An 18,429-nucleotide genomic window follows, 5' to 3' on the forward strand; every position below is an offset into this window, starting at 1 on the left:
TGCGCGGCCCAGACAAGACGGCCAAGCAGGCCCGGACCGCGTGAAACGCCGCCGCAAGGGCGGCGGCGTTGCCCTCTCAACTGCTCCATCAGGAGGCGTTTGCATGAAGGTACAGCTCAACACCGACCACCATCTCCGCGGCGATCAGTCGCTTGCCCAGCACGTCGAAGGCGTGGTCGACCACAGCCTGTCGCGGTTCCGCGACCAGGTCACCCGGGTCGAAGTCCACCTGCGCGACGTCAACGGCGCCAAGGCCGGCGGCGGCGACAAACATTGCACCATGGAAGCGCGTCTGGAGGGTCGCCCGCCGGTGGCCGCGACCGAAGACGCCGACACCATGCGCGGAGCGATCAGCGGCGCGGCGCGCAAGCTGCAGCGCGTGCTCGACAGCTCGCTGGGCCGGTTGTCCAGCTGACATAAACGAAACCAACCCGTCCGGCGGCGAGGATCGCCGGCGCTCGAACACGAGGGCTGCCGCAGCGATGCGGCGGCCCTTGTTTTTCGACGAGAACCAGGCGTGTCAGTGCAGCGGCATCTCTGCCCTGCCCGCTCAACGCTTGGTGGTGATCGCCCGGCGCAGGTTGTTGCGGGCCGCCACGTCGTAACGGGCGTGGTAGTAATCGCTGAGGAAGATCCGCTCGCGCTTGAGCAAGCCCTTGAGAAAGCGGCGACGATTCAGCCGGAACAAGGGCCCGGGTACGTGGCCGCGGTATTCCGAAGCGATGCCGCGATCGTAGGCGTCGAACACCGCCGGTTCGGCGCCGAGAATGGCCATGTCGCCGTCGAGGAACAGACGCGTCTGCTCATCCACCTGGTCGTGGGCGATGGCGCCGTGGCGCGCGGTCAGATCGATCAGTTCGGCGACGCGGTCGGCGTCGATGCCGGCCTCCGCCCACCAACGCGCAATGTGTTCGCGTGCGAGCACGGCCGAACGCGCCTCGTTGTCGCGCCGCCCCGCCTCGTAGATCGCATCGTGATACAGCACCGCCAGCACCACTTCGCGCGGCTGCCGCCAGCCCGGGCCGGCGGCGACGTCGAGGTAATGGCGCAGCACTTCGGCGACATGGCCGATGTTGTGATAGGCGCGCGCCGGCGTCGCATACGCGGCTTCGAGCGCAGCGCGCTGCTCGGGCGGAAGCTGCAACGGCAGTGCCGCGAGCAGGGTCTCGGGCAGGCTGGGTCTGGATTCGGCGAACGACATCGGCATCGCGGCAAGGTTAGGCAGGGGCGATGGCGGCATCTTGGCATGTCGCCGTCACCGTGGTGCGGCGGCTGGGCCGCGGCGCGCAGCGGTGCCGCCGGCGTGAGGGGCTGCGTGACTTCGGTGTATCGCCGCGCAGGCTTCGGGGTCTGTCGGGATGAAGCCCTGAATCCCCGCCTGCGCGGGGATGACGGTTGGGTAGTCCCGTATTCGGTCTGCGCGGGGATGATGGGTGGGAGGTTTCGTACCCCCGCACTGGGACGGCGGGTGGAGATTCTGGATGCCGGTCTTCGCCGGCGGTTCGCTTGCAGAGCCCTCGAAAAGAAACACCCGGCAGAACCGGGTGTTTCGAGCCCTGCCCGTCTGGCGCGGCCGGGGCCGCGCCAGGGGTCGGTCAGTACTTCTTCTCGATGTTGATCATGAAGCTGTTGTCGTCGTCGTTGCCGCTGCCGAACAGGCCGCGATACTCGAAGCGCAGGACCAGGTCGCGCTCGGTCTGCAAGACCGCGCCGATGCCGAACACGAAGCGGTTGCGGTCCAGGCCTTCCAGACGGGCGCGGAAGAACGGACCACCGACCATGTCGGCATAGCTCATCGTCGCGAAGCTCTCGTCCTGGAAGTCGTGCTGGTACTCCAGCAGGACCATCGGCGAGAACGTGCCCAGGCGCACCGGATAACGATAGTCCAGACGCACGCCGAGGCTGGTCGTGGTGGTATCGACGTCCATGTCCTGATAGGTCAACGAGTACGACGCGTCGCCCTGTTCGGTGTAGCCGTCCAGGCGGGCGCGAGCGACGTCGAGGCGGGCGTACGGCGAGACGTGCAGGCGATCGCGCTGGTAGTCCATGCCGGCCGAGACCGAGGCGAACCACTGGGTGCCGTCGCGGTCGCCGCGGACCATGCCGCCGGTGTCGGTGACGTAGCGGCGGGTGTCGAACGACAGCCACTGGTAGCCGAGCAGGCCGTCGAGATAGAAACTCTCGCCCGGGTGGTAGCTGGCATACAACACCGCGCTGTAGCTCTTGGCCTTGCTGCGGCTGCCGCGCTGGCCGACGTCGGTGTCGTCGCGGCCGTAGCCGATGCCGCCGCCGAGGGCGAAATCGTCGCGCAGGCGGTAGTCGGCACCGGCGCTGATGCCGCTGGTCTCGAAGTCGAAGCCGGCCGAACCGCCGCCGCGTCCGTCGCGATTGCCGGTGTTGATCGAACCGCCGGTCCAGATGCCGTAGCGGGTACCGCTGCCTTCGACCGGCGGCTTGGGCTCGATCGCGGCCTGCTCGTCGCCGAGCAGGGGCTGGCGGCAATCGCTGCCCGGCGTGCGCCGCGCTTCGTCGCGGCAACGTTGGTCGATCGAGAAGCTCAGGCCGTTGTCGAAACGTGCGCCGTCGCTGCCGCCCTCGTGCATGCCCTGCATGCGCTGCTGGAAGTTGCCGATCTGCGAGTTGGCGAAACGGCGCGTGGCCGAAGCCTGGGCGTTGAGCACGCCGAGCACTTCGGCGTCCTTCGACGGATCGCTGCGCGGCGCGACTTCGATTTCGATGGTCGCCACCGCCGAGGTCGCATGGGCATTGTTGAGGGTGAAGCTCGCCACCGCGACGCCGGAGAAGCCGATCACCGGCGTATAGCGCAAGGTGTAGACACCGCCGGAACCGCTGATGGCGGCGCTGCCGGACGAGGCCGGAGTCAACGACACCAGGGTGGCCGCGGTGAACGGTCCGCCGGTGGCGCCCGCGGTGAGGTCGACCGTGACCGCGGCGCCCGCGATGGTGCGGACGCGACGCGATTGCGCGACCGGCACCGCGTTGACGGTGATCGTCGAGGTGATCGGCGCGGACGGGCCGAAGGCGTTGTTGAGCGTATACACCAGGGCGATCGGACCGACGGTGTTGGCCGCCGGGGTGTAGACGATCTGGGTGCCGCTGACCACGGCCGTGCCCGACGACGGCGGGCTCAGCAGGGTCACGCCGGTGAACGGGCTGCCGGTGGCGCCGGCGGCCGCATCGATGGTCGCGGTCTGGGTCGACAGGATCGTCGCCGTCTGCGGCTGGCCTTGCGGCACCGGCAACGCGTTGACGGTGATGGTCACCGTGGCCGGCGCCGAGGTGCCGCCCGGGCCGCTGGCGGTGTAGGTGAAGCTGTCGCTGCCGAAATAGTTGCCGCTCGGCGTGTAGACCACATCCAGGCCGCTGACCACCGCGGTGCCATGGCTCGGCGCCGAGGCGACGGCGATGCTGGCGATGATGCCGGTGTCGTTGGCCGTGACCGGGATCGTCACCGCCTGGTTCGACATCGTAGTGGCGCTGTCGTCGACCGCGACCGGCACCGCGTCGACGATCACGATCGTCAGCGGCACCGTGGTGTTGTAACCGGCGTCGTCGGTGGACCGGATGTTGGCGGTGTAGCTGCCGGCCGTGGTCGGGGTGCCGCTGTACACGCCGGCGGAGCTGAAGGACAGGCCGACCGGCAGGTTGCCCGAGACGATCGAGTAACTGTAAGGCGCGATGCCGCCGCTGCTGCTCAGGCTCTGGTTGTAGGGCACGCCGACTACGCCGCCCGGCAAGGTCGCCGGCGAGATCACCACGGTGGCCGGGTCGATGGTGAAGGTGTACACCCGCGAGCCGGTCTGACCGTTGTTGTCGGTGCCCTGCACGGTCACGCTGAAATTGCCGTCCGAACGCGGCACGCCGCTGAGCGCGCCGGCCGAGGAGAAGCTCATGCCGACCGGCAACGCGCCGCTGAGCAGCGAGAAGCTGTACGGCGCGACGCCGCCGGTGGCGGTGATGGTGGCGTTGTAAGCGGTGCCGGCGGTGCCGTTGGGCAAGGTCGGCGGATCGAGAACGATGCTCGGGGTGGCGACCACGATGGTGTAGTTCTGTTGCAGCGCGAACGGCGCACCGGCGCCGGTGCTGCTGTCCTGCACGCGGAAGGCCACGTTGTAGTTGCCGGGTACCGTCGGCGTGCCGCTGAGCACGCCGGCCGAACTGAAGCTCACGCCCACCGGCAGCGAGCCGGCGGCGATGCTGAAGCTGTACGGCGCCGAGCCGCCGCTCGCGGCGAAGTTGATGGTGGTGGCGACGCCGTAGTTCATCGGCAGGTTGCCCGCAGCCGGGGTCATCGCCAGGGACGGCGCGCCGACCGTCAGGGTGAACACCTGGCCCTGGGTAAACGGGCCGTTGCCGGTGCTGCTGTCGGTCGCGCTGGCGTTGAGGCTGAAGCTGCCCGCGGCAGTCGGCGTGCCGCTGACGGTGACGCTGTCGGCGGTGGTGCCGGTGATGCTCAGGCCGGCCGGCAAGCCGGCGACGTTATAGCCGCTGTACGGCGCAGTGCCGCCGGCCCAGGTGAAGGTCTGGCTGTAGGCGGCGCCGACCTGCGCGCTCAGCGGGCCGCCCGCGGTCACCGTGATCACCGGGTTGGTGACCGTGATGGTGACCATGGCCGGCGCCGACGTGCCGGCGGTATTACTTGCGGTGTAAGTGAAGCTGTCGCTGCCCGCATAGCCCGCGGCCGGCTGGTAGGTGATCGTGGTACCGCTGGCGATGGCCGTGCCATGCGCCGGTGCCGCCGCGATCGCGACCGAAGCCGGGATGCCGCCGGTGATGTTGAGGGTGATCGGATTAGCGCCGCTGCCGTAGGCCACCGTCGCCGAGACCGGATTGGCCACCGGCGCGATGTCGGCGACCGTCAGCGAATAGTTCTGCGGCGCCGAGGTATAGGGACCGGTGCCGGTGCTGCTATCGGTCGCGGTCGCGCTGAAGTTGAACGTGCCCGGTGCCGTCGGCGTGCCGCTGATCAGGCCGGCGCTGCTGAAGCTCATGCCGGGCGGCAGCGCGCCGGAAACCACGGCATAGCTGTAGGGCGAAGTGCCGCCGGTGGCCCCGTTGATGTTGGCGCTATAGGGCGATGCGACCGTCGGGCCGGCGAACGAGGTCGGCGGCAACACCACGGTCGAGGCGCCGATGCTCAAAGTGTAGGCGCGCGAGCCGGTGTACGGACCGCTGCCGCTGCTGCTGTCGGTCGCGGTCACGGTGAAGTTGAAACTGCCGCCCGCGGTCGGGGTGCCGCTGAGCGTGCCGTTGCTGGCCAGGCTCAGGCCGGCCGGCAAGGCGCCCGCGGTGATCGCGAAGCTGTAACCGGGCGTGCCGCCGGACGCGGTCAGGGTCTGGCTGTAGACCTGGGCCACACCGCCCGCCGGCAGCGTCGTCGGCGCAACGCTGATGGTGGCCGCCGCGACGGTCAGCGCGTAGGCGCGCGAACCGGTCTGGCCGTTGGCGTCGGTCGCGGTGGCCGTGAAGTTGAAAGTACCGCCCGCGGTCGGCGTGCCGGCGATCGTGCCGCTGGAACTCAGGCTGACGCCGGCCGGCAAGGCACCGGCGGTCACCGCAAAGGTATACGGACCGATGCCGCCGCTCGCACTCAACGCTTCGTTGTAGCCCACGCCGGTCTGTGCGCCCGGCAACGTCGCCGGCGCGATCACGATGGTCGGCGCAGCGACCTGCAACACGTAGTTCTGGGTGCGCGCGAACGGCGCACCGGAACCGGTGGAACTGTCGACGGCGCGGACCGAGAAGGTGAACAAACCGGTCACGGTCGGCGTTCCCGACAACACGCCGGTGCCGCCGTCCAGGCTCAAACCTGCGGGCAAGGCGCCCGCCGAAACGCTGTACGCGTAGGTCGGGGTGCCGCCGCTGGCGACGAAGGTCTGGCTATAGGCATTGCCGTAGGTCGCGCTCAGCGTGCCGGCGGCCGGGGTCATGCTCAGGGTCGGCGCACTCACCGACAGGGAGAAGGCCTGGCCGACGGTAAACGGACCGTCGCCGGTGCTGCTGTCGGTCGCGCTGGCGTTGAGCGGGAAGGTCCCGGCCGCGGTCGCCGTGCCGCTGACGGTCACGCTGTTGGCGGTGGTGCCGGTGATGCTCAGGCCGGCCGGCAGGCCGGTCACGTTGTAACCGCTGAACGGCTGAGTGCCGCCGGACCAGGTGAAGGTCTGACTGTAGGCGACGCCAACCTGCGCGGTGAACGGACCGGATGCGGCCACGGTGATCGTCGGCGGGCTCACCGTGATGGTGACCGTCGCCGGTGCCGAGGTACCGGCGCCGTTGCTCGCGGTATAGGTGAAGCTGTCCGGCCCGGCATAACCCGCGGTCGGCTGGTAGGTGATCGTGGTGCCGCTGGCGATCGCGGTGCCGTGCAGCGGCGCCGTGCCGATGGCCACCGAGGTCGGCACGCCACCGGTGATGCTCAAGGTGATCGGGTTGGCGCCGCTGTTGTAGGCGACGGTCGCCGAGACCGCATTGGCGACCGGCGGAATGTTGATGATCTGCAGCGAATAGCCACGCGGCGCCGAACTGTACGCGCCGGTGCCGGTGCTGCTGTCGGTCGCGGTAGCGGCGAAGTTGAAGGTGCCGGCCGCGGTGGGCGTACCCGACAACACGCCGGCGCTGCTCAGGCTGATGCCGGGCGGCAGCGCGCCGGCGGTCACCGCATAGGTGTACGGCGCGGTGCCGCCGCTGGCGGGATTAAGAGTGGCGTTGTAGGCCAGCGCGACCGTGCCGTTGGCCAAAGTCGTCGCCGGCAGGGCGATCGTCGGCGGTGCGATGACCAGGGTGTAGGCGCGCGAACCGGTATGCGGAGCGCCGGTGCCGGTGCTGCTGCCGGTCGCGGTGACGGTGAAGTTGAAACTGCCGCCCGCGGTCGGCGTGCCGCTCAGCGTGCCGTTGCTGGCCAGGCTCAGGCCGGCCGGCAAGGCGCCGGCGGTGATCGCATAGGTGTACGGCGCGATGCCGCCGCTGGCGGTGATGGACTGGCTGTAGGCCGCCGCGACGGTGCCGTTGGGCAGGGTCGTCGGTGCGATCGAGGTCGTCGGCGCGGCGACGGTCAGGGTGTAGGCACGAGTGCCGGTGAACGTGTTGGCATCGGTGGCGCGCACGGTGAAGTTGAAGGTGCCCGCCGCGGTCGGCGTGCCGGTCAGACCGCCGCCGCTCGCCAGCGTCAGGCCGGCCGGCAAGGCGCCCGCCGAGATCGCGAAGGTGTACTGCGAAGTGCCGCCGCTGGCGGTGAAGGTCTGGCTGTAGGCGGCACCGACGGTCGCGCCCGGAATCGTGGCCGGGTCGACCACGATGACCGGCGCCGCTGTAACGGTGACGGTATAGAGCCGGTTGCCCTTGTTGTCGGAAGCGTCCTGCGAAGTGCTGTTGTCCTCGGACACGATGCGGAAGGTGTAGGTGCCGATGGTGGTCGGGGTGCCGCTGATCACGCCGCCGCTGCTCAGGCTCAATCCGGGCGGCAACAGGTTCGGCGCGGCCTCCACCGTGTAGGTGTACGGCGCAACGCCGCCACTGCTGGTCAAGGTGGTGTTGTAGGGAATGCCGACCGCCATCGCCGGCAGCGTCGTCGGCGAGATCACCGGCGTCACGATGGGAATGACGATCGCATACGACTTCACCGTGGTCAGCGGCGTCGGCGTGCTCGAATCGGTCACGGTGATGTTGACCGCGAAGTTGCCGCGCTGGGTCGGGGTGCCGCCGAACGCGCCGCCCGAGAACGTCAGGCCGGTCGGCAAGGTGCCGCTGGTATGCACGAAGCTGTAGGGCGCGACGCCGCCGGTAGCGCTCAGCGCCTGGCTGAAGGGCACGCCCAGCACCGGCGAGATCGAGGCCGGGCTGACGGTGATCGGCGAGGTCGGCGCGCCGATGGTGACGTTGACGGTGACGTCGTTGTTGAGGCCGTCGTCGAATATGAAGGTGTCGCTGGTCGCCGTATTGCCGTTATGGACGTAAGTCACCGTCTGAGCGAGCTGATTGGCCGTCGCCGTGCCGTTCGTTGGGAGGGTCTCGACGAGGCCGATGCCGAAGTTGTCCGGGCCATCGCAGGCGCTGGCATCGATGGTGTGCGAGCCGCCATGAGCCACGGAGATGTTGAACGGCCCGCAATGCGGCGAGGGCGCGGCGACCGCCATCGTGGACCACAGCCCCGCCAGGCACAGCAGGAGCAGGCCCAGCCCCAGTTGCAGGAAGCTTCGCTGACGCCCTACATTCGAGATGCCCGCGCGACGTGCCCTGTGCAGATGCATGATTTCCGATCCCCTGACGCCGATGGGGCGCGGTTCCTCCGCTGCCGCCCTCGACGTTCCGCCTGTTCGACCTGGTCTGGTCCTACGCGCCGAACTGCCTCGGCGCACCCCTATCCTTGATCTAGTACGCAAATCGGCGCCGGAACCGGCCGCTTTCGCTACGGCATTGCGTTAAGGAAAGTCATGGCGCTCCGGCGCCATGCCGGATCCGCTCGGATCGGCCCCCTCCGCCGTGCGCGGGCGGGCCGTGCGAGCGGGGTCTCCGGTACGCAGTCCGGGCTCGCACGGGGTCCGGACGACATCCTCTGGGGGAAGAGATGACAGAAGTATTCCTGGGACAGATCATCACGGTGGGGTTCAATTTCGCCCCGAAGGGTTTCGCGTTCTGCGCCGGCCAAACATTGCCGATCGCACAGAACCAGGCCTTGTTCTCGCTACTGGGCACGACCTACGGCGGCAACGGCCAGACCACCTTCCAGTTGCCGGACCTGCGCAGCCGCACGCCGGTCGGGTTCGGCCAGTCCGTCGACGGCGGCTGGAACCCGACGGCCTATCAGTTGGGCGAAACCGGCGGCGTCGAGAACGTCACCCTGCTGACGACGCAGTTGCCGGCGCACAACCACGGCCTGGTCGGCACCAGCACCAATGGCGACACGCGTAACCCACGCGGTGGCTTGTACGGCAACTGCACGATCCCGCTGTACGCCGACGTCGGCGGCCCGCAGGTGGCCTTGTCGCCAGCCGTGCTCGGCCCGGCCGGCGGCACGCAACCGCACACCAATCTGCAGCCCTACCTGGCGATCAACTTCTGCATTGCTCTGAGCGGCATTTACCCATCGCGCAATTGACGCGGCCGGTCAAGCCGGCGCCTTTCGGCGCCTTTCATCGCATTCCGTCCCGGAGTACACATCATGAGCGAACCCTTCGTCGGAGAAATCCGTCTATTCGGCTTCGGCCGCACCCCTAACGGTTGGTTTGCCTGCGACGGCAGCCTGCAACCGATCTCCGAGTACGAGGTCTTGTTCACCCTGATCGGCACCACCTACGGCGGCGACGGCCAGAGCACCTTCGCGCTGCCCGACCTGCGCGGCCGCGCACCGGTCCACACCGGCACCGGCCCGGGCCTGAGCAACTACGTCATCGGCCAGGCCAGCGGCACCGAGAACGTCACCCTGATCGGCAACCAGATGCCCGCGCACACCCACACCATGTTCGCGACCACTTCGCTGGCCACTTCGAACAAGCCGGCCGTGAACGTGCAGCCCGGCGCCTTGTCCGGCGACACCATGTACCTGACCGACATCACCGGCCTGCCGCCGATCCCGCAGGCCGCCAGCGCGGTAACGCCGGCCGGCAACACCCAGCCGCACGCCAACCAGATGCCGACCTTGACGGTGCAGTACTGCATCGCCTGGGCCGGCATCTTCCCGCAGCAGCAGTGATCTCGCCGATCGCATTCCAGAGGACATCACCATGACCGAACCCTTCATCGGCCAGATCCAGATCTTCGGTTTCAACTTCGCGCCGCGCGGTTGGGCGTTCTGCAACGGCGCGACCCTGGCGATCCAGCAGAACACCGCGCTGTTCGCGCTGCTGGGCACCCAGTACGGGGGCAATGGAACCACCACCTTCCAACTGCCGAACTTCGTCAACCGCACCGGCTGCAACCAAGGCCAGGGGCCGGGGCTCACCCCGCACCAGATCGGCGAGAACTTCGGCTCCAACAGCGTCACCCTGACCACCCAGGAGATGCCTGCGCATACCCATGCGATGCAGGTCTATAGCCAGAACGACGTGAGCAAGCGACAGTCGGCACCGGTCAACGGTGTCGCGCTCGGCAGTCCGCTGGCTGCGGCCTTTACCACCGCGGGCACCGCCAATTCGCCGTTCCCGCCGACCATGATCGGCCCCACCGGCGGCAGCCAGCCGCACGAGAACCGGCAGCCCTACCTGGCGATGAACTTCTGCATCGCCCTGGAGGGTATCTTCCCGTCGTTCCCTTAATCGGTTAAACCCCAGCAAATCGCTTGAGCCTCGAGCACATCGCTTGAACGTCATGCACTCCGCCGCGCCGCTGTCGTTCCCGCAGGAACGCAGCGGCATTGGGACCCTACCCGCGTCGCTGTCCGGGCGCGGGATCGGCCTGCGTGCGGCACGTGGCGAGGACATCGACTGGCTGCGATCGCTGTATCGCGATCTGCGGGCGCCGGAGTTCGCCGAATTGGGTTGGCCGCAATCGGCCCTGCACGCCTTTCTCGACCAGCAGTTCATGCTCCAGCACGTGCACTACCTGCGCCACTACGGCGAAGCCGAGTTCCTGATCGTCGAACAGGCCGGCCGCCCGGTCGGACGCTTTTATTTGCTGCGCGAGGCGCGCGAGCACTTATTGGTCGACATCAGTCTGGCGCCGGCGACTTGCGGACAAGGCCTCGGCGGTGCGCTGATCGCGATGGCGCAACAGGAAGCCGCCGCGCTCGGGCGCGGCATGCGTCTGCACGTCGAGTCCGCCAATACCGCGGCGCAGCGGCTGTACGACCGCCTCGGCTTCCGCGTCGTCGAAGCCCTGCCGACCCACATCATGATGCGTTGGACGCCGGCCCAGGGCTGAAACGGTCCATCACAGGACCGCTAACCGGTGGCACGGCACGCGGCGCGCACTCGTCGAAAAACGGGAACGAACCGCGGCGCACGGCCCGGCCGAAACACGGCCCCGGTGCGATGGCCTCAGTTGAAGATCGCCTGGTACAAAAAGCCTTCGCGCTCGCGCGCGACCGGCACCAGGAAGATGCCGACTTCGCCGATGGAGTCGTGGCGCATCACATAGATCTGCTGCGGAAACAGGAAGGCCGAGCCGTTACGGAACAGCAGCGAGAACGGCGCACGTTCGCCTTGCTGCGGACGCGTGCTCAGTGCCCGCGCCTCGACCAGCACGAACGGCACTTCGTTGTCGTTGAGCTGCGCCGAGTAGGTCTCGTTCACATGCGCAGCGAAGTGTTCCAGCGTCAATAGTTCCATCGCAGGCCTCCCCAAGCCGAGGCCGCATCGTCGTCGTGTCCGGCGTCCGATGCAAGTCCTGTCGTCGGTTTTGCGACGGATTCGCGGCTGCATGCGAGCCGCAGTCACCTTCCGGCGTCTGCCGCGTCCGGCTCGCAGCCGAAGCGCGCCGGCAAACGCGCAGCCGAGAGATCGGCCGGCAAGGCGGCAAGCGGGACATCGTTCCCCCTGGCCGGCGAGGCCGGGCTGCGAGCAACCGATGATCACCGCCGCCGGCTCCGGACGCGCCGCCGCGATCCCAGTTCGCGGCGGACGACGGCCGGAGCCGCCGACAGCGCGGGCGATCCCTGCCCGTCCCTGCTTTCATCACTGACGGAGATGAAAGATTCCAAACATCGCGGTCCGTGCCGGCCGCGGCGCCCGCCTGGCTCGAAGCCGGCGGACGCCGCGGACCGGTCGACACCGGGGAAGACGCAGCCCCTGCCGTCACCACCACGACGCGGTGATCGGCGGACCCGCCGCGCTATCTGCGCGGACGTAGGCCTGGGGGCTGCGTTGTCGGCTTTAGCGCGTGGCGCGGGAAACCGTCCCCTACCCCCTTCTGAGGGGTACCTGCGCCGCCGCCGCGAGGTGGGTCGCGACACAGCGGCAAAACCCTGCAGCCGCGTTTACAAGGCCGCGGCGGCGCTCGGCGGCAGCGCCCGGCTGCGGATCGAAGTCACCGCCACCACCGCATCGACGCTGGTATCGCCGGCATGGACGCGATAGGTGTAGGTATCGACCCCTTCGAAATCCGGATCGGGCGTATAGGTCGCCCGACCGTCCCGCAAGCTCACCGCACCGTGCCGCGGCGATTCGACGATGCTGTAGCTCAACGAAGCGCCGCTGCCGATCGAACCGCGCAAGGCGACCGTCGAGGTCGCGCCGTCGACGCTGTTGGTGACCAGGTCGGCGGCGGCCAGCGGTTCGTAACGCTTGAAGCCGCGCACGCTGTTTTCGACCAGGACCACCGGATGACGGCCGTCGGCGTGACCGAAGCCGGCTTGGGTGAACATCGGCGTCGACGGACGCAGCTCATCGCTACGCTTGGACATGAAAGTTTCGCTGTGCGCGTCGCGCGCAAAGCCGTGGCTGGAACCCGAACTCGGGGCGCCGAACGCACCGGCACTGCTCGCGAGCAGCGTCAGGCACAGTACGACGGGCCCCTGGATACTCTTGCACAACATGCCTACTCCTTGGTCTGAATGGAAACGGATCTATCGTCTGTTCCGGACCGCGCCTGCCTGCGCTGGATCGATGTTCGATCGCTATGGCGACCGGGGATCCTTCTCCTGCATCGCCCTGTCCGGACCCGCTTGCGACCTCCTGTCGCCACCGGGAAAGCATGATCGCAGGCGGGCGTCGCAGAGGCCGAGACGGTGGAAGACGCGAGTGGAATTTCGTTGATCCGGAGGCGACGCACCCAGGCCGGAGAGCTTCGCTCCGGTTCGCGAACAACGGGGTTTTCGACGGCCGTGCAACGACCGGGAGAGCGCCGTGCGATACGGCCTGTCGGATAATCCACACCCTCGTCGCAGACGCTGCGATTTCGCGCTTGTCCGCCGAGACGTTCGCGCGTGCGACAACGCGGTCGCGGCTTACGCCGCTCCTACCCTATGAAGCCACCCCCAAGGCGATTGGATCGCAAACGACGAAGGCCCGCGGATGCGGGCCTTCGAAGGTCGAACTATGGACGGCGATGCTCAGCCGATGCATGACCGGCGCTATCGAGCGCTAGGCCATGCGGTTCGCCTCAATACTTTCCCATGAAATCGCGCTTGCCGATGTTGACGCCGTGGCCGCGCAGGATCGCGTAGGTGGTGGTGACGTGGAAGAAGAACTGCGGCAGGCCGTAGTGCACCAGATAGTCGTGTCCGCCGAAGCGGCGTTCCTTCGGCGTGCCCGGACGCAGCACCACTTCGCGGTCTTCGGCGCCTTCGAACAGGGCCGGCTCGAGGCCGTCGACGAAAGCGATGGTCTTGGCGATCAGCGCCTGCAATTCGGCGAAGCTGCGTTCCTTGTCGTCATAGACCGGCACTTCGACATCGGCCAGGCGCGCGCTGACGCCCTTGGCGAAGTCGCAGGCGATCTGGACCTGGCGCAACAAGGGGAACATGTCCGGGAACAGACGCGCCTGCAGGTAGGCGTCGTGGTCGATCTTGTGCTCGGTCGCGTGGGCTTCGGTACGGGCCAGGATCTCGGCCAGGCTGCCGAGCAACTGCTTGAGCACGGGGACGGACGCGGAATACATCGAAATGGGCATGGTGGCTGGATTCGTGCAGGGGAAAGCCGCCATGGTACGACGGCGGCGTGTCCGCTGCCCTGCCGCAGCGAGGCGGCAGGCGCAGGCATCAAGCCGGCGACTTGGCGCGGCGGCGCGGTTTGGCCTGCTGCAAGGCCGCCGCCCAACGCTGAGCGCCCGCGCCCTGGTCGCCCCAGGTATCGTCGGGGTTGGCCAGCCGGCAACGGTCGATCGACAGGCAGCCGCAGCCGATGCATTGGTCGAGGGTGTCGCGCATCAGGGTCAGGTTGGCGATGCGCTGCTCGAGTTCGTCCTTCCAGGTCGCCGACAAGCGCGACCAATCGCTGCGGGTCGGCACGCGCGAGTCCGGCAAGGTGTCCAGCGCCTCGCGGATGGTCGCCAGGGGCATGCCGACACGCTGGGCGACGCGGATGATCGCAATGCGGCGCAAGGTGTCGCGGCTGTAGCGGCGCTGATTGCCGGCCGTGCGCAGGCTGTGGATCAGGCCCTTCGACTCGTAGAAATGCAAGGCCGACACCGCCACGCCCGAGCGCTCTGCGACCTGGCCCACGGTCAGCTCCATCGTCATACTCATCGGCTATTGACCTCAACTTATATTGAGGTTCTATGCTGCACCCGGTCTCATTTCGACGTCAAGCCATGGCCCCCACCCACGCTTACGAACGCACCACGACGTCCCTGCCCGTCGCGCCGCAGGTCAAGGCGGTGGTATTCGACCGTTATGGCGCGCCCGAAGTCCTGCACGCCATCGAACTGCCGATGCCGCAGGCCGGCCCCGGCGAGGTGCGGATCCGCGTCCGCGCGGCCGGCGTGCGTCCCAGCGACATCGCCCTGCGCCGCGGCATCGGCGCCGCCGATGCCGGGCAGGCGTTTCCGCGCCGCCTCGGCAACGAGTTCGCCGGCATCGTCGATCAGGTCGGCGCCGGCGTACGCGACCTCGAAGTCGGCGACGAAGTGCTCGGCTGGGCCGTGGCGATGAGTTATGCCGAAGTGCTGACCGTGCCGGCCGAACAGGTCGTGCACAAGCCCGAGACGATGTCCTGGGCGGTCGCCGGCGCCCTGCCCTCGACCGGCCAGAGTGCGCTCGGCGCCTTGCGCGTGCTCGGCGTCGAACACGGCCACACCGTGCTGATCCATGGCGCCGCCAGCGCCATCGGCAGCGTCGCGGTGCAACTGGCCCGGGCCTGGGGCGCGCAGGTGATCGGCAGCGCTGCCGCCAACGATCACGATTATCTGCGCTCGCTCGGCGCGCAACCGGTACTCGACGACCGCGAAGGCATCGAACAGACCCGCGCGCTGGCGCCGCAGGGCGTCGATGCGATCTTCGACGCGCTCGGCAGTGAGGTTCACGAGGGCTGGCTGGCGCTCGGCGCCGCACCCTCGCGCATCGCAACCTTGTGCGACTCCGACCAGGCCCGGCGTCTCGGCCTGCGCACCTTGCGCAGCCAACGCAGCCGCGCGCATCTGCGCGAGCTGATGGCCATGCACGTGCGCCACGGCCTGCTGGTGCATGTGCGCGAAATGTTCCCGTTGACCCGCGCCGCCGAAGCGCATCGCGCGGTCGAACGCGGTCACGGCCGCGGCAAGGTCGTGTTGATGGTCTACGAAGCGATAGAGACGAAGCACAGCGCATGAACGACGCCAGCGCACTCGAACGCCCGCTCGCCGATGCCGGCCTGGCGCCGGCTCGCGACGAAGCGGCTGCGGTTCCGGAAAGTCTGTACGCGCCGCGTTACCGCAGCCTGACCATCGGCGCGGTCGCGCTGGTGGCCTTGGTCGCCTTCGAAGCCCTGGCGGTGACCACGGCGATGCCGACCGTCGCCCGCGCGCTCGACGGCCTGGCGCTGTATGCGCTCGCGTTCGGCGGCACCCTCGCGGCGAGCGTGGTCGGCATGGTCGCGGCCGGTCGTTGGGCCGATGCGCGCGGACCGGTCGCCCCGTTGCGCCAGGGCATCGTCTGGTTCGCTCTGGGTTTGATCGCAGCGGGACTGGCGCCGTCGATGGGTTGGCTGGTCGTCGGCCGCGTCATCCAGGGCTTCGGCGGCGGATTGATCTCGGTCGCCTTGTACGTGGTGGTCGGCCGGGTCTATCCGGCGCAACTGCGGGTCAGGATCTTCGCCGCATTCGCCGCGGCCTGGGTGGTGCCGGCGGTGGTCGGCCCGGCGATCAGCGGTGCGATCGTCGAACACGCCGGCTGGCGCTGGGTGTTCCTGTCGGTGCCGATCGTCGCGGTGTTGGCGGCGTGGCTGGTGCTGCCGTCGCTGCGCAAGCTCGGCCCGACCGCCGGCGGCGCCGATGCCGGCAACGATCAACGCACACGTCTGCTGTGGGCGCTGTTGACCACCGCCAGCCTGCTGGCCCTGCACTACGGCGGCCAGCAACGCGGCTGGCTGGCCTGGGCGGTCCTGGTCCCTGCGCTCGCTGCACTGGCATTGGCGGCATCGCGCTTGCTGCCGCGCGGCGCCCTGCGCGCCGCACGCGGCCTGCCGACGGTGGTCTCGCTGCGCGGCATCGGCGCGGGCGCGTTCTTCCTCACCGAGGCCTATATCCCACTCTTGCTGTCGCAGGAACGCGGGCTGTCGCCGACCTGGGCCGGGCTGGTGTTGACCCTGGGCGCGGTCGGCTGGTCGAGCGGCTCCTGGTATCGCGGACGCACCGCGGTCGCGGCGGCGCCGCAGCGCTTCCTGCAGGCCGGCATGGCGATGGTCGCGCTCGGCGTGATCGCGATCGCGGCGCTGGTGTGGACGCAGGCGCCGCTCGCGCTCGGTGTCGGCGGGTGGATCGTCGCCGGCCTCGGCATGGGCTTGATCTACCCGACCCTGTCGGTGCTGATGCTCGAACTGTCGCCGCCCGAACAACAGGGCGTGAACTCCTCGGCGCTGCATCTCGGCGATGCGATCTTCACCGCCACTGCGCTGGCGGTCGGCGGCTCGCTATTCGCGGCGTTGATGACGCGCTCGCATACCCTGGCCTATTTGTGCGGGTTCGGCATTGCGCTCGGTTTGGCCTTGTTGGGCTTGATGCTGGCGGCGCGGGTGCGGGTGGCCAGGGCGGCGCTGTGAATCGGGACGGGTCCATGGCGAATCCCCCCTGTAGGAGCGGCGTGAGCCGCGACGACGGGACGCGCGCTGAGCCAGCAAGGCAGACGTCGCCCATCGAAGCGGCGCACTTTCGCCCGGGTAGGAGCGGCGCAAGCCGCGACCACGTCGTGTCGGTCTCGCGGCGCTTCTCTCAAGGCAGATCAAAATCTGGATCAAACGCCAAAAGCTTCCGCCACTAAAGCGGCGGGTAACTTTCTTTTGTCTAAAGCAACAAAAGAAAGTCACCAAAGAAAAATGCTTTTGTTTTGAATCACAGGCCCGCACGTTCGATGCCGACGCAGGGCTTTTTCATACGGGACATCCCTGTCCCGATGAAAAACGGCCTGCATCCATGCAGGCCGCCCTCCGGGCCTTCGATGGCCTTCGCTAATGCGCGGCGGCGCACGGCAACAGCAACGACAACAGGAAATCTTTACTGCCACGGGATTTTCGACGGTAAAGACAGGAACTCTGTAGGAGCAACAGCCGCGACCGCGCGGCCTCGGCCTCGGTTCGCGCCGAGCCTAGCGCGGCAGCTCGGTCGCCGCGGTCGAGGTCGTGGTCATCAACGCCGGTTTAGCCTGGGCCAGGCGCTGATACAGGGCGACCACTTGCTCCATCAGGCCTTCAGTGCTCCAGGCGCGCGCATCGAGCGGGCCGGCCGCGGACAGTTCGGCGCGGCGCTGCGGCGAACGCAGCACATCGCCGAGGTGCCCGGCGAAGGCTTCGACGTTCTCCTCGCTGACCACGGCGCTGCGCGCGCCGCGCAGCACCGTCGCCGTGCCCATCACCGCGGTCGAGACGATCGGCACGCCGAGCGCCATTGCTTCGATCAACACCAGGCCCTGGGTTTCGGTCGGCGACGCGAACACGAACGCGTCGCCGGCGCGATAGGCATCGAGCAGGCTGGTGCGGCGGTCGAGGTTGCCGAAGAAACGCACGTTGCGTTCCAGGCCGTACTCCTTCGACAGGCGCTTGAGGCGCTCCGCGTCCGGCCCCTCGCCGGCGATGATGAACATCAGCTCGGGGAAATCGGCGACCAGGCGCCGCGCCACCTGCAGCAGGAAGGCGATGTTCTTCTCCACCGCGAGCCGGCTGACGGTGACGATCGTCGGCCGCCGCGCGTCGATCTCGTGCTCGGCGCGGAAACGCGCCCCGTCGCCGCGGGCGAATTCGGCCAGGTCGATGCCGGTCGGCAGCACTGTCGACGGCGTGGTCACGCCGTAGCGATCCAGCACCTCGACCATCTGCGCGGTCGGCACGATCAGGTGATCGACGCCGTGGCAGAGCGTGCGCGACACGCGCCGGGCGACGAAGCGCAGCAGGGGCGCCGGCGCCCACGGCAGGTAGTGGCCGATGTATTCCTCGAAATAGGTGTGGTAGGTCTCGACCGTCGGCCGGCCGCTGGCCTGCGCCAGTTGCACGCCGAGCCGGTGGGCGCGGAACGGCGTGTGGATGTGGATGACGTCCCAGTGCCGCTGCGCCAGTTGCGGCAGAATCCGGCGCAGCTCGGGTGCGCGGATCAGGCGGTCTTCGGGATCGAAGAAAATCACCCGCGCCTGCAGCCGGACGATTTCGAACTCGTCGCTGTCGTGCAGTTCCTGGCCGCTGCCGGGACCGTAGTCGGGCACGACCAGGGTCACCGCATGCCCGCTGCGCGCCAGCGACTGGGCGAACGTGCGGATCGAGGTCGACACGCCGTTGACCCGCGGGAAGTACACGTCCGACAGCATCAGGATGTTCATCCTGCCAGCCTAGGCCTCGCTCATGACGGATTTGTGGCGGG

14 protein-coding genes are annotated in these 18,429 nt (G+C 68.5%); 7 read left to right on the forward strand and 7 right to left on the reverse strand.

Annotated features, from left to right (window positions below):
* The first annotated feature begins 103 nt into the window (after nucleotides 1–103).
* Nucleotides 104–415, forward strand: a complete 312-nt coding sequence (locus tag ACKN61_RS14475) for an HPF/RaiA family ribosome-associated protein (protein ID WP_031373189.1) — start codon at nucleotides 104–106, stop codon at nucleotides 413–415.
* A 135-nt stretch (nucleotides 416–550) separates the two neighbouring features.
* On the opposite strand, the gene ACKN61_RS14480 is transcribed toward ACKN61_RS14475, so the two are convergent.
* Both ACKN61_RS14480 and ACKN61_RS14485 read right to left on the reverse strand, forming a co-directional pair.
* Nucleotides 551–1,201: a hypothetical protein gene (locus ACKN61_RS14480; protein WP_408953831.1), complete on the reverse strand. Its 651-nt coding sequence runs from the start codon at nucleotides 1,199–1,201 to the stop codon at nucleotides 551–553.
* Between the two features lie 394 nt (nucleotides 1,202–1,595).
* Nucleotides 1,596–8,267, reverse strand: coding sequence for a putative Ig domain-containing protein (locus ACKN61_RS14485; protein WP_408950122.1), 6,672 nt, complete (start codon nucleotides 8,265–8,267; stop codon nucleotides 1,596–1,598).
* Nucleotides 8,268–8,584: 317 nt separating this feature from the next.
* Here ACKN61_RS14485 and ACKN61_RS14490 point away from each other — a divergent pair, with 317 nt between their 5' ends.
* The 4 genes from ACKN61_RS14490 to ACKN61_RS14505 all read left to right on the forward strand — a co-directional run bounded on the left by ACKN61_RS14490 (nucleotide 8,585) and on the right by ACKN61_RS14505 (nucleotide 10,875).
* Nucleotides 8,585–9,115, forward strand: coding sequence for a phage tail protein (locus ACKN61_RS14490; protein WP_408950123.1), 531 nt, complete (start codon nucleotides 8,585–8,587; stop codon nucleotides 9,113–9,115).
* Between the two features lie 63 nt (nucleotides 9,116–9,178).
* Nucleotides 9,179–9,709: a phage tail protein gene (locus tag ACKN61_RS14495; RefSeq protein ID WP_408950124.1), complete on the forward strand. Its 531-nt coding sequence runs from the start codon at nucleotides 9,179–9,181 to the stop codon at nucleotides 9,707–9,709.
* 31 nt (nucleotides 9,710–9,740) lie between these two features.
* Entirely contained in the window at nucleotides 9,741–10,271 is a 531-nt protein-coding gene (locus tag ACKN61_RS14500) for a phage tail protein (RefSeq protein ID WP_408950125.1), read from the forward strand.
* A 52-nt stretch (nucleotides 10,272–10,323) separates the two neighbouring features.
* Complete coding sequence (locus ACKN61_RS14505) at nucleotides 10,324–10,875, forward strand: N-acetyltransferase family protein (RefSeq protein ID WP_408953832.1); 552 nt, start codon at nucleotides 10,324–10,326, stop codon at nucleotides 10,873–10,875.
* 116 nt (nucleotides 10,876–10,991) lie between these two features.
* Here the strand turns inward: ACKN61_RS14505 and ACKN61_RS14510 are convergent, their stop codons facing one another.
* The 4 genes from ACKN61_RS14510 to soxR form a co-directional block, all read right to left on the reverse strand.
* On the reverse strand, nucleotides 10,992–11,282 hold the full coding sequence (locus ACKN61_RS14510; RefSeq protein WP_031373181.1) for a DUF6916 family protein: 291 nt from the start codon (nucleotides 11,280–11,282) through the stop codon (nucleotides 10,992–10,994).
* A 647-nt stretch (nucleotides 11,283–11,929) separates the two neighbouring features.
* On the reverse strand, nucleotides 11,930–12,355 hold the full coding sequence (locus ACKN61_RS14515; protein ID WP_408950126.1) for an Ig-like domain-containing protein: 426 nt from the start codon (nucleotides 12,353–12,355) through the stop codon (nucleotides 11,930–11,932).
* A gap of 698 nt (nucleotides 12,356–13,053) precedes the next feature.
* Nucleotides 13,054–13,563, reverse strand: a complete 510-nt coding sequence (locus tag ACKN61_RS14520) for a DUF1993 family protein (protein ID WP_408950127.1) — start codon at nucleotides 13,561–13,563, stop codon at nucleotides 13,054–13,056.
* Nucleotides 13,564–13,651: 88 nt separating this feature from the next.
* On the reverse strand, nucleotides 13,652–14,131 hold the full coding sequence (gene soxR, locus ACKN61_RS14525) for a redox-sensitive transcriptional activator SoxR (RefSeq protein ID WP_057918301.1): 480 nt from the start codon (nucleotides 14,129–14,131) through the stop codon (nucleotides 13,652–13,654).
* 71 nt (nucleotides 14,132–14,202) lie between these two features.
* On the opposite strand from soxR, the gene ACKN61_RS14530 reads away from it, so the two are divergent.
* Together ACKN61_RS14530 and ACKN61_RS14535 are read left to right on the forward strand one after the other, a co-directional pair.
* On the forward strand, nucleotides 14,203–15,198 hold the full coding sequence (locus ACKN61_RS14530) for an NADP-dependent oxidoreductase (protein WP_408950128.1): 996 nt from the start codon (nucleotides 14,203–14,205) through the stop codon (nucleotides 15,196–15,198).
* A complete protein-coding gene (locus ACKN61_RS14535) occupies nucleotides 15,195–16,625 on the forward strand; it encodes an MFS transporter (RefSeq protein ID WP_408950129.1) in 1,431 nt (476 codons plus the stop codon). Before ACKN61_RS14530 ends, ACKN61_RS14535 begins: the two co-directional genes overlap by 4 nt.
* Before the next feature lie 542 nt (nucleotides 16,626–17,167).
* Here ACKN61_RS14535 and ACKN61_RS14540 read toward each other — a convergent pair.
* Nucleotides 17,168–18,388, reverse strand: a complete 1,221-nt coding sequence (locus tag ACKN61_RS14540) for a glycosyltransferase (protein WP_408950130.1) — start codon at nucleotides 18,386–18,388, stop codon at nucleotides 17,168–17,170.
* Nucleotides 18,389–18,429 lie beyond the last annotated feature (41 nt).

Source organism: Lysobacter sp. Hz25 (genome assembly GCF_046097045.1).
Taxonomy (GTDB): domain Bacteria; phylum Pseudomonadota; class Gammaproteobacteria; order Xanthomonadales; family Xanthomonadaceae; genus Lysobacter; species Lysobacter antibioticus_B.

What these genes read in the sequence shown, in the direction of transcription:
- ACKN61_RS14475 (WP_031373189.1), top strand. Translation starts at nt 104, where the DNA reads ATGAAGGTACAGCTCAACACCGACCACCATCTCCGCGGCGATCAGTCG.
- ACKN61_RS14480 (WP_408953831.1), bottom strand. Translation starts at nt 1,201, where the DNA reads ATGTCGTTCGCCGAATCCAGACCCAGCCTGCCCGAGACCCTGCTCGCG.
- ACKN61_RS14485 (WP_408950122.1), bottom strand. Translation starts at nt 8,267, where the DNA reads ATGCATCTGCACAGGGCACGTCGCGCGGGCATCTCGAATGTAGGGCGT.
- ACKN61_RS14490 (WP_408950123.1), top strand. Translation starts at nt 8,585, where the DNA reads ATGACAGAAGTATTCCTGGGACAGATCATCACGGTGGGGTTCAATTTC.
- ACKN61_RS14495 (WP_408950124.1), top strand. Translation starts at nt 9,179, where the DNA reads ATGAGCGAACCCTTCGTCGGAGAAATCCGTCTATTCGGCTTCGGCCGC.
- ACKN61_RS14500 (WP_408950125.1), top strand. Translation starts at nt 9,741, where the DNA reads ATGACCGAACCCTTCATCGGCCAGATCCAGATCTTCGGTTTCAACTTC.
- ACKN61_RS14505 (WP_408953832.1), top strand. Translation starts at nt 10,324, where the DNA reads ATGCACTCCGCCGCGCCGCTGTCGTTCCCGCAGGAACGCAGCGGCATT.
- ACKN61_RS14510 (WP_031373181.1), bottom strand. Translation starts at nt 11,282, where the DNA reads ATGGAACTATTGACGCTGGAACACTTCGCTGCGCATGTGAACGAGACC.
- ACKN61_RS14515 (WP_408950126.1), bottom strand. Translation starts at nt 12,355, where the DNA reads ATGTCCAAGCGTAGCGATGAGCTGCGTCCGTCGACGCCGATGTTCACC.
- ACKN61_RS14520 (WP_408950127.1), bottom strand. Translation starts at nt 13,563, where the DNA reads ATGCCCATTTCGATGTATTCCGCGTCCGTCCCCGTGCTCAAGCAGTTG.
- soxR (WP_057918301.1), bottom strand. Translation starts at nt 14,131, where the DNA reads ATGACGATGGAGCTGACCGTGGGCCAGGTCGCAGAGCGCTCGGGCGTG.
- ACKN61_RS14530 (WP_408950128.1), top strand. Translation starts at nt 14,203, where the DNA reads ATGGCCCCCACCCACGCTTACGAACGCACCACGACGTCCCTGCCCGTC.
- ACKN61_RS14535 (WP_408950129.1), top strand. Translation starts at nt 15,195, where the DNA reads ATGAACGACGCCAGCGCACTCGAACGCCCGCTCGCCGATGCCGGCCTG.
- ACKN61_RS14540 (WP_408950130.1), bottom strand. Translation starts at nt 18,388, where the DNA reads ATGAACATCCTGATGCTGTCGGACGTGTACTTCCCGCGGGTCAACGGC.